This is a genomic window from Vibrio zhanjiangensis (assembly GCF_030161235.1).
In the GTDB taxonomy this organism is placed as follows: domain Bacteria; phylum Pseudomonadota; class Gammaproteobacteria; order Enterobacterales; family Vibrionaceae; genus Vibrio; species Vibrio zhanjiangensis.
In genome coordinates this window covers 1-14,723 of the sequence record NZ_BSPW01000021.1, presented here as the reverse complement: position 1 = coordinate 14,723, position 14,723 = coordinate 1, and the positions used below count along the sequence as shown (strand labels likewise).

Below are 14,723 nucleotides of genomic sequence, written 5' to 3'. Positions count from 1 at the left end.
CTAGAATCGCTAGAATTCATCACCGACATGATACTCACTCGCTTTAAAAAAGCGAATACCTTTAACATCATGCTTTTTAAAAATATCGACAACTTTTTGATGAAAGAAAATTTCTCCTGAAGTTGTATTTCCAACTTGGAATATTAAACGTTCACTTTCTGGAATCGCATCGAATACATCTTCTCGAAATCGGTAATTATCCATATCGGGTTTAATACTAAAACCATCAATTTCTGTGGTACCATCCCCTGGCATAAAATATTGGCTTCTTTTAAAATCAACACAGTCTAGGTCTTCAAAAGTATTCAGTGCCCAGAGCCCTTCAACCGAATTATTGTTCTCATCTTGGATAATTGCTGGAAAAAACTGACTGCCGTAAAGGCCATCTTCAAGTAACTCTTTTAATTTTGAGGTAACAACAAAATTCGGCACATTAAATGCGATTGCGTAATCTTGCTGCAAAAAGTCCAAATTATCATTATCGGAGACAAAGGTAAGTGGCTTTATACCAAAGGTCAGCTTTTCAAAACCCCAATGAGTATTGGCCGTATATTGAGTTGGTGTTAAGTCATTATCATACTCTTCAAAGTCATCATCAGAAAAAATAATGTAATAAGACTCATCATAAATATTCAACGCACTCAAAGCTATTTTCCTCGTTCTAGGTTATAGGGTATTTCTGTGAAGGAACTGAATTTATCATGTTTTCTTCCCTTGCATGTACACTCTTTGGGGTTCGCCTCTAACTTTAACCTTAGCTCTGGAACAGTTGTCGCGCCCAAGCACCCCACTCCGCCCCGCTTAAAAGCTTCGGCAACATTAGTTAAGGGCAACTCAAAACTACGAATCTTACGTAATATCAACAAGCTGTGGTAGTCCATATAACGCTGAATACCAGGATTATCCTGATTTTCACAACGCTTACTTATGGTCTTATAGGCGCCTTTTACTCGCTTGGTAACAAATTTATGGTAAGTTTTGGGATGCTCTCCATCATTATCATTAGTATCAATAACAGCAGGGTGATTGCCTCTATGTAGTTGGACTTGTAAATGACACGCACCTTCCAAAGTGCAAGGTAAAGCGACCAAATTGCCTGGCAAATTAATATCATAGCCGTAAGACTTTAATTTGGGGCCATCACCTGTTTTTTTAACGCCTTGCTTCGATAAAAGGTGGTGTACCTGCATCTTAAAACCATGGTTTATTGGATGACTTGGATCGCTTTCAGCCGGCTCCAATACAGCCTCTCTATATCCCATTTTGCACCTTAAATATACTCTAACTCACCTCGTTTAACACGCGGTGTTTTGTGTTGATTGGAATGACAAAGCCGGCAGCTAGCATCGCGTTTAACGGCTTTCTTTTTGGCGGTCATCGTCATGACAGGCTTGCCTTTAAATTTCCCAAGTGGGCGTTTAACCAGCTTTTCGGCCAGCTCTTGATAATCGGCCAGCACATCAATTAAGCTCTCTAGCGCTTTAATAAATGAATCTAATGCTTTGGCGGCATTTCGAATCCCTTTCACTTTTTTCGCCCCTACAGCCAAGCGAGCAACCAAGGTGGCAATGCGAGCCGCAGCGCCTGTACCTAGGGTAAAAATCGCCAGCACTATGGTAAGAACAAGTTCAAGCAGTAAGTAAGTACCTGCTTTGCCGCCGTAGTAGAAATAGAAATTGGGCGGAATAGCCTCTAGCATTAAAGACAGGTAAGTGACATACGTGAGAATCGTATCGTGGTCTTCGATAATGGCCATGGCTCTAGGAAATTGCTCATGCCCCTTAACTTCCATCGCCCACTCTGGATCAAGCTCCATTAATACGGTATCAACAAAGGTTTGAACCGCATCGACATCACCATTAGAAATTTTCTGCGGAAGCGCTAAAATTGTCTGGCGATGTTTAGCAATACATTCTAACTTTCGCACCACATCTTGGCTTTCAGCATACAACTGCCCCACTTCTTCAATGGCCTCATCGACCGATTGGAAAACGCTGTCTTGGAATGAATCAAACTCTCTGCCTAAGGTTTCTAATACCCAAGTCGGATTGTTAAGCTGCCCCTTTTCATTAAGCATTGCCTTAGTAATGGCGTTGAATTTATCGGCCGAATAAATCGCCAGCTTATCTATGGCTGAAGAAGACAAGTCTGAAATGGTGTCGGCGGCATCCCCCCAAAAACTGGGCGATAACATATCAACGATATCCGCTCCCCAAGCTTTAGCGCCGTCAATCACGCCATCACCTAGAGTCCAATAACCCTTTTCATCCCATTGCTGTCGAAAACCTTGCATATCATCGACCAGTGCGTTGTAGGCACCATCTAGGCTAGCCTCTACGCTTTCTTGAATATTACTGATCTGCTTTTCTATACCCGGTTCACCAACAAATTCAACGGTAACGGTATTGGTATTGGGTTTTAGAGTGTTAAATACCGCCACACCGCCTTCAATTTGTTGGGTTTCATTAGCCAACTCAATACTCTCGGACTCGGTACTACGAGCAGGTAACGCATTTAGCGCAACATTTTCTTCATGCAATACAGAATTGGTCGTCACTGTTAGATTTTGCGCATAAATCGGTGTTTGCCAAAGGTCTGAATATATAGCCCGTACTTTAACCCACTTCTGCTCCTCAAGGTCGATTTTAGGCAGGGTATTGACCACCACTTCTATGGTACCTGCTTCAGCGGAGTAGATATTGTCGGCTGCTTGAATGACCGACACGCCTAAGGTATTGCTCATCAATTGCTTCGACTTATCTTCTAAGCGAGTAAAGGCTTGCGCCAATTTATCCGATAATGCCTTGGTATAGGTGTCGATGGTTTTGATGTGCTTGGCGTAAATATCAGCGGAAAGATAGACATAATTAAGGCGACTGGCTTCTTGTTGCAGCGACTCGATGCGACTTTTCACCTTGCCAAGCAAACGTTCAATCTCGCCATTAAGCAGGTTTTTGGTTTGCTGCCACGGATACTCATTAAGGAAGGTTTGCGGGTTACCTTTACCCCTTGCGCGCATGTACGCCAGCATACGATCTGTGGTTTCATGCTTGGGTAAACGAAACAGCACCGACAACAGCTCACCTTCTTCCACCACCATAGGCAGAGCCTGTACTAATAGAGCATCAAAGCTTTCATCGACCAAACTCTCGATGCCCGCCACTAAAGACTCAGCCAAGAGAGTATATTTAAACTCTGGATGGCGCAGCGCAAAGTGAGATTGGGTTTCCGCTTTCACCATCTCAGCAAAGTAGCGATCGGCGGTGAGACTTTTGCCCATGGTGCCCCAGCCTTCCACAGGCGGTGCGACGCGGTTCGGATGCCAAAACAGTTGTTGCCCTTTGGACACAGAGTCAAAAAAAGCATCATCTAAGTACTCAGGCAAATAGTGTGGGTTATTGATGCGAACAGGTGTTACGACAAAGTCATTAACACTTTCTTGCGCAAAAATTTTTATTTGGCCGCGTTTTAACCCTGACACCTTACTTTTGCCCGCCATGTCAAAAAAGCCCGCAGAAACCGGTATACCTGAGGCGTCAGTAATTGCAAACTCGGCATTTTTTAGCAAGATACCGTCTGGGTATCGGGCTTTAACATAAACGGTGTAAGTGCCTTCTTCTTCTTCCGTGACGGTCACGGGCGGATTTTGAACGCCGCCCAAACACATAGTGTTGGCTTTGTTCATCGTCATTTGATCAGACAAGCGGGCAACGCCTTTGCCTTCAATAAAGACATTGGGTGAGGCAGAAATAAACTCGGCTTCGGCTTCGATGGTGCCAGATGAGACGCCTTTTTTATCACCGCCAGCATCACCGGTACTCTTAGCAAATTTACTGCCTTTGAGCGCAATACTGTTACCACCATCGGCGCTAACCGTGGTTGTACCATCAACCAAATCCGCTGATTTGGCATTATTGCCGTATGGGATAGGCACAACAGAAGGCCCAACCGTTGTCAAACAGACATCCGGCAAGGTCGCGTTTGCCTCACCACCAGAGCCTTTATGAACGATACTCAGTCCATTTGCATTGATAGTAACAGACATGATTACTCCTTGATTACATTCAATCGCCCTAGTTTAAGGTGACCTTGGCGCCTCGGATCTTGTTCGATTTTTCGGCATTGCTGGTGATATAGTCGGCTTTCGTCTTAATGCGACCATCGTTACCACTGAATTTAGTCTCGGTTGAGCCAGAGCCTATGACGACCTCTTCTTTACCCTCAAGTACCACACGATCTGCACTGATGATTAATTCATCTTTGGCCATCAGCGAAAGATACACGTCGGTTAGAATTGGACAGGCAAGATCATCACCAATAAATTCGATTCGACAATCAAGTTCGTTGTCTATTGCCATATTGATTTGCGCACGAGTAAAAGCTCGGCCAATAGCCGCAAGCACAGGCTCTTGGCTCGTGTTGCCCATAAAATCAATAACAAGATGCTGATTATCAGAATGAATTCCTTTTACCCAGCCAATACTCACCAATCTGACTCTTTGGCTACCCGATGATGCGATTTGCGATGTCATCACGACTTCCTCTGTTCATATGAATCCATTGGCAATATATCACTGGCCAAAAACACAACACACTTGCACAAAAACAGCCACTACCGACACATTGAATAGTCATTAAACTAAATGCACAGATAAAAAGACGAATGGGGAAAAATAACGCCGATCAAGCCAGTGTTTTTGTCTAAACAAGCAGTTGAAAAACCTTTAGTTCTTGTGATAACAATCACAATAAACAATTGAAATAAATAAATCATCTAGAATTCACCCAGCCAATATTAATACCAAGCGAGTGCGAAGATGGCCTCATTCAATGACAGACGGTGTCCATCGCTTAACTATCAAACTGAGTCCAATTGCGCTACATTGAGTTATTCATTCCTATTTTTCAACGTTAGTCATGTTACTTGAAGGCATTGAAACTCTGCTGGTGCTGAGCAAAGCAAAAACCATGAGCCGAACCGGAAGTTTGCTGTATATCAGCCAATCGGCGGTCAGTAAGCGGATTGCAAATTTAGAAAAGAAGTTGGGTAAGAAATTGATTGAGCCTTGCGGCCGCTCAATCAAACTGACACCGTATGGGCAGGCCTTAATTGACAGTATTGGGCCTTCATTTAACGAGCTTCGCGGCCTTATTTATGAACAGCAAACTCTGCAAGATACCTCATGGATAACTTTAGACAGCTCAAAATCCCTGATTGCCGGCTATCTTGGTAAAACCATCGCAGATTACATAAAACACGATGCCTTTTTGACCATCACCACCAATCACACCCCGCGAATTATCGAACATGTTCAATCGGGTAAAGCCACTTTGGGCCTGTGCGCCGGTCTCATACCAGCCCATCATGGCTTACTTACGTTTCATTTGGCTGACGAACCGTTCGCAATTGTATCGGATAAGCCATTGCATCAACTACCAAGTAGCATTATTACCAATGATTTAACCAACCCAGCCAACAGTTATCAGCGACAAACGCTCGACAAGTTCCATATCACACCCATTATGGAAATGGACGCTTATACCGCCGCCGCTCAGCTTGCTCTTGGTGGTACGGCACCGGCGCTCGTTCCTAACTCAATCATCAAAGCCTTGAATATTTCCGAGCGATACTGCTTTCGCTTTGCTGAACTTGCACACCTTATTCGCCCCATCCACATTTGCGTCAGACAAAATGTCTATCAATCACCCAGAATTAAAACATTGATAACAACCATTGGTGATGCTGTTGCCAAAGCAATTTAACCGCCATCACCATAGACATGGTGATGACTAAAGGCCGAATCCATTTCTGCCCTTTGGTGACCACCACTTTAGCGCCAAGGCGAGCACCGAAAAAGCCACCAGCTGCCATCACCAAGCCAAGTTGCCAAATAGGCAGGCCCGCTAGAATGAAAAACAGCAGCGCAGCAATATTCGAGGTAAAGTTAAGCACCTTAGTTCGAGCGGTAGCGGTGACCAAAGAAAATTGACCAATAACGACAAAACAGACGGTAAAAATGGAGCCAGTTCCGGGACCAAAAAAGCCATCATAAAATCCGACACCACCGCCAACACACAGGGCAAACATCGCCTCTGATAACTTGGCTTCCCCCGAGTCAGCTTTGGCTTTAGGCATAAATAAAAAGTACAATGAAATCGCTAGCAGCAAGATGGGGATTAGGCTGGTCAAAACGCCTGCATCAATATACTGCACCGCTTGCGCGCCAATCGCTGCACCAATAAAAGTGCAGCCAATGGCAAGGCGCATCTCCTTAAGGCTCACAACACCATTGCGAATAAAAAACCAGCTCGCCGAGAAGCTTCCAAATGAGCTTTGCAGCTTATTGGTCGCCAGTGCCTGAGTCGGCGGAACCCCCGCCGCAAGCAGAGCAGGTAAGGTCAGTAGCCCTCCCCCGCCAGCCATAGCATCAATAAAGCCTGCGACGCTGGCGACAAAAAAAAGTAACGCTAATATTTCAAATGAGATATCCATATCGAGAACTTGTTAATCACTAATACTAATGACAATAAACATATCACCTCAATTTAGACTCACATAAGGAAAGTCCCGATATTGACCTATTCCTTTTTTTCATGATTTAAAAAGCACAAGGTCGCTGGCCATTACCGCCCCCCACTCTCACAATAAAAAGCAGTGGCTAGCTGATCTCATTCTCAAGTTTATCTCGGTCAAAAAAGCCTATATTTTCCAACCACAAGCCATTGATAACACCGAAAGCGCAGGCGAGTAATATGCCTAGCACCCAACACATATACCACATAAAGCCTCCCTAATAGAGTGATGAGCTATTGTTTTGCACATAATCATTATCCAAACGCCCAAACATCTTGTAGTAACACCAAGCGGTATAGCTCAAGATGACCGGCACAACCACAATCGCAACAACGGATATGATGCTGAGCGTTTTTTGACTCGACGTAGCATCCCACAAAGTCAAACTGTGCGATGGATTCATGCTCGATGGCATAATCATCGGGAATAACGCCGCACCTGCAGTGATGATGATACTTGCAATCGCCACACTTGATAGGCTAAACGCCAAGCCAGCACGTTGATAAGCACTCGCCAAAACACTTAATATCAAGCTTACTATGGCACTGATGGGGATTAGCCAAAGTAAGGGAAAGTCGCGAAAGTTGTGTAATAGTTCGCCCGCATCACTAACGACTTGTTTATTGAGTGGATTCGATGCCGCATCTTTTACCAAGGTGCCGATAATCGTGTAACCTGGCTGTGAAGAAGCCATAAAACCGCCTAAAACAAACAATAAAATTGTCGTCACCGCGCTATAGGATGCTACTTTTTGCGCGCGCATGCGCAGGACATCTTTGGTTTTCATTTGCAAAAATGTCGCGCCTTGAGTCACGGTCATACTCAGGCTGACTAACCCACATAAGATGGGCAGTGGCGTTAACAAATCAAACAATCCACCTTGATAATCGAGCATAAGCAAAGGATTCAATTCAAATGGCACTCCAACAAGCAAGTTACCAAAACCAACACCGAAAATAATCGGAGGAATGACACCACTAACAAACAAAGCCATGTCACAGGCAGTGCGCCACTTAGGACTGTCTATTTTTGCTCGATAGTCCATACCAATAGGACGTAACCATAATGTGGCGAGTACAAAGATCATCGCAAGATAAAAACTTGAAAACGCCGCCCCATATACCAGAGGCCAAACCGCAAAAATGGCCCCACCCGCCGTAATAAGCCATACCTGATTGCCATCCCAATGCGGCGCGATGGTATTAATCATCACTCGACGTTCAAGGTTATTTTTTCCTAACATAGGCAACAGCGCAGCCACCCCGATATCAAAGCCGTCTGCAATCGCAAAACCGATCAACAGCACACCAATTACCACCCAAGTAAAAAGGCGCAAAGTATCATAATCAAACATATCCTCTCCCTAACTTTGCTTCATCATGGTCTGTAATGATTGTTCACGCTCGAAGTGATAACGCCCAGTTTTCAAGACACTTGGGCCACGTTTGGCAAATTTCACCATCAAGAAGGCTTCGATACACAAAAATATGCTGTAGAGAACAAACACAAAACCCAAAGAGATCCAAATATCACTCGGTGTAAGATCAGATACGGCGATATTGACAGGCAACACCTCACCAATGGCCCAAGGCTGACGTCCATATTCAGCGACAAACCAACCGGCTTCACAGGCAATAAAAGGAACAGGAATCACCCAGAGTGCAGCTCTTAATAGCCATCGATTAGATTCGATTTTTTGTCGGCAAACCTGAACAAAAGACAGTCCTATAATGACAAACATCAGAACGCCACTGGCTACCATAATGCGAAAGCTCCAAAATAAGGGCGCAACTTGCGGTATGGTATCTTGAGCAGCTAGCTTAACTTGGCTATCGGTGGCATCCACCACCTTGTCTGTGTATTTTTTTAGCAGTAAGCCATAGCCAAGATCTTGTTTAATTTCATCAAATTGAGCGATCACATCCGGTTGATCATTACCTGCTCTAAGTTTCTCTAATAAGCCATACGCCTGCATGCCCGAGCGAATCCGCTGTTCATTTTGAGCCATAAGATCTTTAATCCCCGTGACGGGTTTATCCAAAGATCGCGTGGCAATTATCCCCATCAAATAGGGAATCTTAATTGCGTAATCCGTTTCCATGGTGTCTTGGTTTGGCAGACCAAATAAAGTGAATGAAGCAGGTGCTTCTTCGGTGTTCCACTCAGATTCAATCGCAGCCAGTTTAACTTGTTGAACATCACCAAGCTCGTATCCAGATTCATCTCCAAGCAGCACTGTCGATAAAATTGCCGCCATCCCAAATGCAGAAGCTATGGCGAAAGAACGCCGAGCAAAGGGAAGATCTCGTCCCTTAAGCAGGTAATAGGCGCTGATGCCCATAATAAAAAGAGCACCTGTGGTGTAGCCTGCCGCAACGGTATGGACAAACTTCACCTGTGTCACTGGGTTAAACACCACTTGTGCAAAGTCGACCATCTCCATACGCATAGTTTGATAATTAAATTCAGCTCCGACTGGGTTTTGCATCCAGCCATTCGCCATTAAAATCCAAAGTCCTGAGAAATTGGAACCTAAGGCCATTAACCAAGTAGCCGATAAGTGCTGGCGCTTAGTTAAACGTTCCCAGCCGAAGAAAAACATCCCCACTAAGGTTGATTCGAGAAAGAAAGCTATCAGCGCTTCTATGGCAAGCGGTGCACCAAAAATATCCCCAACATAGTGGGAGAAATACGCCCAATTGGTACCAAACTGGAACTCCATGGTTAAACCCGTTGCTACACCGACAGCAAAGTTAATTCCAAATAACTTACCCCAAAACTTGGTCATATCCTTGTAGACTGTTTTACCTGTCATCACATACAAGGACTCCATAACGGCAAGCAGGAAAGACAAACCAATCGTTAGCGGGACAAAAATAAAATGATAAAGAGCGGTACTTGCGAACTGAAATCGAGACAATTCAACAACATCTGCGAACATAGAAACTCCTTCCCGCTGCACAAACAGCGGGTTAGGTAAAGAGGATTAGTCGATTTAATGAAGGTGTGGTTAGGCTTTGGCTGGAGTTGCGTTGATTCGTTTACGTAGCCAGTAATCTAGGCTCACATATCGGCCACCGCCGTAGAAAAACAGGACAATCAGCATAACAAAATAGGTTATCGCAAACTCCATTCCATTATTTAACATCACAGGATCACCAAGCTCTGTAATGTAGTTGAACCGACCTGGGAAGTTGGTTGCCAACCATTCCAAAAACCCGTTCAATCTTACAGTGGACTCCATGCTGCTGGTGGCAATCGCATCCCAACCGTGCTTCCAATGCACTAAACTGCTGGCCACAGTCATCAAGAAGATCATCGGAATGGCCATCACTCTGGTAAAAAGTCCCAGAGCAATACAAATAACCCCTAAAACTTCGGTTGCCGCGGCAAGAAATGCAAGAACTTCAGGAAAAGGAAGGTTTAAGCCGCCATCAGCCGTAGAACCCCCAAATAAAGCAACAGTACCGGAAAACCCAAGCACCTTAGAACGAGCTCCAACGTAAATAGCTGGAACTAAGTAAAGGCGAAGAGCCAATAAAGCCAAATAATCATATTTTTGACACTTTTCGACTAAACCGTCGAACCAATTAAGGGCTGATTTAATCATCATTATTCTCCTAAGAATTGGCGGTTAATAAGCCCCAATTCACTAAAATGTTGTACCCATTCAATCACGTTAAAATGGATATTTTTCTGATTCACGACTTGTTGTAGCTGAGCTGGCGTTAAATCCGGCTGCTCTATCAATAATTGAATCAAAGCAAGATCTATATTTCTCAGTCTTTGCGATACAATATGATGTTCTTGATTACGAAATACGCCATAAAACACTAAATGACGATCAGAGGTTAAAAAAGTCACCGAATCCTGATGAACTAAGAAAGGAACTTGAGTGAGCTTTAATGTAGGGTTCAGCTGCAGACTATCGTCTTTAGAATTAAAATCGGTTATTTTGCTGCTATTAGCGTCAATCTCCACACAAAAAGTAACCCACTCGTATTCGAGTAGTGCCAGTTGTTGTGGTGAAACAAAGTCAGTACTATTGCTTTGTTCTTTTTGCAAAAACCGCACAAATTCGGTCGCTATTTGGTGAAATTCAGCCTCAAACGCTCCATGTTTAGCCATAAACCCATCAAGCATACAAGCAAGCTGCTGGTGAGAAAATTGAGCGTAAAACAATGGAAATGTGGTCGTCACCACCGCCAGAACATTATCGCGAATAAATTCACTGTAGCGGCACTCTGTACTCTGCTTACTTGGCAGACGTATCATTGTAGCTAACCGTTGTGTTTGTAGCTGCATTTGACTAGGAGGGTTAAGCATTGACTAACTCCTTACAAAGCCCTTCAAGCGTTTGACCAAATTCCAGTATTTCACCATGAATACTGCGCAATTCTTCAGCGAGTACTAGCAGTGATGGCATATTTTGATCCCGCTCTAGAAGCAAAGGTTTACTGCCGTGAACACCATAGGTGTAGCGCGCTAAATACAATACTTGGTCAGGAACTGGAGTGCCGTGTGTGTCGAGCAAGAAACCATCTCTTTCTTTAAGATGACCAGCAATGTGGCAATAGCGTATCGCCTCACTGGGTAAAGTATTGAGCATTTGGTATGGACAATAATTGTGATTCTGGCTGTTTACATACACATTGTTGATATCCAATAACAGCTCACAGCCACTTCTGTCACATACCTCAGCGATAAACTCTCCCTCTGGTATTTCATCGCCATAGCTGTGGTAATAAGAGATATTTTCTAGCGCAATCGGCCGTTGAATCAAATCTTGGACCCTTTGAATGCGTTCAACTAGATAAGCAATATTCTCTTTTTGTCTTGGTATCGGTAATAACTCATACAGGTAACCTTGACTGTCTCTAGAGAAGCTCAAATGCTCGCTGTATATATCGATACTAAATTCATCGAGAAATCTCGCAACCTCTCTGACAAAAGGTTCATTGAGTGGCTGGCAATCCCCAATCGATAAGCTAAGCCCATGAGCAACCAAAGGGTACTTTTGGGCAATATCTTGCAATTGCTCGCGCTTCAAACCACCAATATTCATCCAGTTCTCTGGTGCCAACTCAAGAAAATCAATATCTGGGTGTTCAGGCAACTGACACAGTAAATCAAGATGTTCACTGCGCAGTCCAAGCCCTTTTGATGTATTGGTTATTGTCCGCATATGCCACCTGTGATTTTGCTTTGAGTTAACTTGATGGTTTCAGCAGAAGGATTAATGCCTTCTCCCATCACACCACACTTGCCATCACGGGCACGTACTAAACGGCCTTGTGGATCGCCTTTCAATTCTTGCTTTTCAAAGCGTTTTTCAGTGCCACATTTTCCCGCAGCACACCCACCAGTCTTTTGAGATATAACGGATGATTTAACAGGTGCTTCGCTCTGAGCATCGGCAAAGACCGTGCCTGAATTCAAACTAATCACAGATGTCATCGCAATTGAGAGAACGAGTTTATTGTTCATTGGATATCTCCTTTACTGCACTCATGGGGTAGCTAGATAAATCACGTCCGGCAATCACTTGGCCTTGGTAGTACTGTTTTACGACCTTGATCGATTCAGATTTGAGCTTAAGGCTTAAGCCCATCCAATGATTGAGAACTAAAAGTTTGGGGTTCACTTGCGCGGCAATTTCACCGACAGTCGAAGGTTTAGAATGCATGACGGCTGACACTTCTTCATCTGCGCCTTCATCTATTGCAACTGGCATTACAAGAATATCGGCACCTTTGGCAAAATCGACAAAACCTGAATTACTGCCATTTTGATCGGCGGAAATCACCATCACGCCCTCTTCACTTTCAATACGGTAAGCTAAGCAAGGCACATCACCATGCGGAATACCAAGCGCATAGATAGTTAACCCATCTTGCTGGTAGACCTTGGTTTTTTGTGAGGACTTATACGGCACATCAGTGATAGTGACGGGGAACAGACCATTGCTACCATCAAATAAACCATTGAGGTAGGCATAAGCACCTTTATCACTATCAAACAGTGCTTTCATATAACCAGTCATACTGGGAAAAGTAGATCCTGCTTCAGGCCCTGCAATATCTAAAGGATCTTGACGATTGAAAAAATAACCACCTTTGAGCAGTGCAGGAACATCAGCAGCGTGATCGGTGTGAAAGTGAGTTAAACCAAGAAAGTCGAGATCCTCAAGCTTACCTCCTGCTTGGCCAAACCTTAGATAAACTCCGCCACCGGCGTCGATCATCACCCGCGATTTTCCTTTCCACCAAATGAGTTCACCGGAGGAAGCGCGAAGATCATCGGAGATAGGTCCACCTGAACCAAGGAGCTGTAGCGTAAAGTCTTTATCAAGCGGTTCAAGAGAAATAGCGTAACTGTTGACTGAACCAAGAGATAAACCCATAGCCAGTATTAACGCTTTTAAAGGCTGTTTCATATCAAATACCTGTAAGTGACATTTTGTTATTCATATTCTTTGGGTGAGCATCCAAAGAAGCGACTAGGGCAGGAAAAACAACTTGTTTTTGATGTCCGTCAAAGTACTCAACTAAGATATCTAATATTTATAGTTAAATATATCTATATAATTTTAATTTTAGTTCAATAAAACTGAACGAAAAAGAGAGAGAAATGGGCAAGAAACAAGCAAATTAAAAAGTTGTTACCTCTGCCTTGATATAAAACCAATTGCGTGGAATAGGGCCAAGGCTTTAACGCATTATTCTGGCGTACTGGAAGTAAACCAATATTATCCTATGTGTAAAAAGCCAATTTAACCAATAACATAAAGGATAATCCTGCGATGAAAAAAACAGCGTTAGTTTTCTCTTTACTGGCTTCAAGCCAGATGTGTTTAGCCAATAATGTGCTTTATCAACCAAAAGACGAAAATGCACCTTCTCTTGAATCCATTATTATGAGCTACGGCACGCCAATGAGAAAAAAGCTTGAGCTCAATGGCGCCACTTCTGGCTTACCTAAAACCGCGTTTAGCGGCGCCACAATGAAACTGAATATTGTTGGTGGTGTGGCTCCCTATTCGGTCGAGGTCACCGAAGGAAATGTAGTTGTTGAAGAATCAGTGGTGACTATCAAAGACAAAGGCAACATAAAATTGCTCATCTCAGATTCTGATGGTGCTAGCTTTAGCTATGCATTCAATCCAAAGTTCTTTTCCAAACCTGACAACCTAATCAGAACATTCTCTCAATCTGAACAATACTGCCGTAATATGGGGGGAAGCCTGCCAAAAATTGAGGATATAGCCTTGTTTCCAACCGCCAGAATGTTCGGTTACTTATTTGCTGAGTGGGGTAGCTTTTCTTTAAATCAATCAGGCTGGTATACATCCGAGCAAGATATGTCTTATAAGCTATTTAGAAACCAAGATGAATGGTCCAGCATGGGTTATGTGGGACATATATCTGCATATATGGATAATGGATTAGTCTACCAAACATTTGATGATGCCTTTGTTAGAACCACTTGTATTCTTCAATAATCCATTTTTGAAAGAGCGTTATTAAGTTAGCGCTCCTTTATAGACAGTAAATTTAAGCTCAGTTTTTGTTGCTTTTCCTTTTGACAACCGAAATAAAATAGTAATAGTATTTAATTTCAATTATTAAAATAAATAATGACAATTTTGAAACTTTTACTTATCTTTGCTGCTAATCTTTTCACTACGATATTGATTCCTTTGGGCATGACCCTGACACTCTTCTTTATTTGTCAGTATACAGATATTGACGATCCCTACTTTTGGACACTCGATTGTATTATTGCAGGTATATTCTATATATTGTCTGGCGCAATAAGCTATTATCTGGCAGATAGACTTACCGTTAATTATAATTTCCTTTATCTATTCTGCCTAATCAATGTATTTTCCACCTACCTTTTATATTTATCAACCAATAGTTTTACAGCTCATTTTAATGAACCTGATATCTATATCTATTTTCCATTTATGTCGCTAGTGCCGCTCTATATCCTAGGTGTTTATCTGCAAAATAAAAATCCAACCTTAAAATAGACCTTTTATTGATAATATGATCTTTTTTCATCTTCTTAGATAAATGAATACTATCAATTGCATATTTCGGAGCATTCCGATCAGTTATTTCGGGATTATCCGATCACCCATTTC

Annotated in this window: 15 protein-coding genes; 2 read left to right on the top strand and 13 right to left on the bottom strand. The window is 43.1% G+C overall.

Features of this window, described 5'->3' with window-relative positions; all coding sequences use genetic code 11:
- Positions 1-9 precede the first annotated feature (9 nt).
- Genes QQK21_RS04965 through QQK21_RS04950 form a run of 4 tightly spaced genes read right to left on the bottom strand, consistent with a single transcriptional unit; the run spans position 10 to position 4,532 of the window.
- Positions 10-645, bottom strand: a complete 636-nt coding sequence (locus tag QQK21_RS04965; protein WP_284191086.1) for an imm11 family protein — start codon at positions 643-645, stop codon at positions 10-12.
- 2 nt (positions 646-647) lie between these two features.
- A complete protein-coding gene (locus QQK21_RS04960; RefSeq protein ID WP_284191085.1) occupies positions 648-1,262 on the bottom strand; it encodes an AHH domain-containing protein in 615 nt (204 codons plus the stop codon).
- Between the two features lie 8 nt (positions 1,263-1,270).
- The gene (locus tag QQK21_RS04955; protein ID WP_284191084.1) at positions 1,271-4,045 is read right to left on the bottom strand and encodes a DUF4150 domain-containing protein; all 2,775 of its coding nucleotides are present in this window, start codon (positions 4,043-4,045) and stop codon (positions 1,271-1,273) included.
- A gap of 28 nt (positions 4,046-4,073) precedes the next feature.
- A complete protein-coding gene (locus tag QQK21_RS04950; protein WP_284191083.1) occupies positions 4,074-4,532 on the bottom strand; it encodes a hypothetical protein in 459 nt (152 codons plus the stop codon).
- A gap of 385 nt (positions 4,533-4,917) precedes the next feature.
- Between QQK21_RS04950 and QQK21_RS04945 the strand changes: the two genes are divergently transcribed.
- Positions 4,918-5,763, top strand: coding sequence for a LysR family transcriptional regulator (locus QQK21_RS04945; protein WP_284191082.1), 846 nt, complete (start codon positions 4,918-4,920; stop codon positions 5,761-5,763).
- On the opposite strand, the gene QQK21_RS04940 is transcribed toward QQK21_RS04945, so the two are convergent.
- The 9 genes from QQK21_RS04940 to QQK21_RS04900 form a co-directional block, all read right to left on the bottom strand.
- Positions 5,714-6,493 (bottom strand): TSUP family transporter, encoded by a 780-nt coding sequence (locus QQK21_RS04940; RefSeq protein ID WP_284191081.1) that lies wholly within the window; start codon positions 6,491-6,493, stop codon positions 5,714-5,716. The two genes, QQK21_RS04945 and QQK21_RS04940, sit on opposite strands and share 50 nt — an antisense overlap.
- Before the next feature lie 166 nt (positions 6,494-6,659).
- Complete coding sequence (gene cydX / locus QQK21_RS04935; RefSeq protein WP_284191080.1) at positions 6,660-6,782, bottom strand: cytochrome bd-I oxidase subunit CydX; 123 nt, start codon at positions 6,780-6,782, stop codon at positions 6,660-6,662.
- 9 nt (positions 6,783-6,791) lie between these two features.
- Positions 6,792-7,928, bottom strand: coding sequence for a cytochrome d ubiquinol oxidase subunit II (cydB, locus tag QQK21_RS04930; RefSeq protein ID WP_284191079.1), 1,137 nt, complete (start codon positions 7,926-7,928; stop codon positions 6,792-6,794).
- A 9-nt stretch (positions 7,929-7,937) separates the two neighbouring features.
- On the bottom strand, positions 7,938-9,515 hold the full coding sequence (locus tag QQK21_RS04925; RefSeq protein ID WP_284191078.1) for a cytochrome ubiquinol oxidase subunit I: 1,578 nt from the start codon (positions 9,513-9,515) through the stop codon (positions 7,938-7,940).
- A gap of 69 nt (positions 9,516-9,584) precedes the next feature.
- Positions 9,585-10,184, bottom strand: coding sequence for an HvfX family Cu-binding RiPP maturation protein (locus tag QQK21_RS04920; protein ID WP_284191352.1), 600 nt, complete (start codon positions 10,182-10,184; stop codon positions 9,585-9,587).
- Positions 10,185-10,186: 2 nt separating this feature from the next.
- The gene (locus tag QQK21_RS04915) at positions 10,187-10,900 is read right to left on the bottom strand and encodes a DUF2063 domain-containing protein (protein ID WP_284191077.1); all 714 of its coding nucleotides are present in this window, start codon (positions 10,898-10,900) and stop codon (positions 10,187-10,189) included.
- The gene (locus QQK21_RS04910; RefSeq protein WP_284191076.1) at positions 10,893-11,759 is read right to left on the bottom strand and encodes an MbnB/TglH/ChrH family RiPP precursor modification enzyme; all 867 of its coding nucleotides are present in this window, start codon (positions 11,757-11,759) and stop codon (positions 10,893-10,895) included. Before QQK21_RS04910 ends, QQK21_RS04915 begins: the two co-directional genes overlap by 8 nt.
- On the bottom strand, positions 11,747-12,061 hold the full coding sequence (locus tag QQK21_RS04905) for a hypothetical protein (protein ID WP_284191075.1): 315 nt from the start codon (positions 12,059-12,061) through the stop codon (positions 11,747-11,749). The genes QQK21_RS04910 and QQK21_RS04905 overlap by 13 nt, the downstream gene beginning before the upstream one ends.
- Positions 12,051-13,010, bottom strand: a complete 960-nt coding sequence (locus QQK21_RS04900; protein WP_284191074.1) for an MBL fold metallo-hydrolase — start codon at positions 13,008-13,010, stop codon at positions 12,051-12,053. The genes QQK21_RS04905 and QQK21_RS04900 overlap by 11 nt, the downstream gene beginning before the upstream one ends.
- A 366-nt stretch (positions 13,011-13,376) precedes the next feature.
- On the opposite strand from QQK21_RS04900, the gene QQK21_RS04895 reads away from it, so the two are divergent.
- A complete protein-coding gene (locus QQK21_RS04895) occupies positions 13,377-14,075 on the top strand; it encodes a hypothetical protein (RefSeq protein ID WP_284191073.1) in 699 nt (232 codons plus the stop codon).
- Positions 14,076-14,723 lie beyond the last annotated feature (648 nt).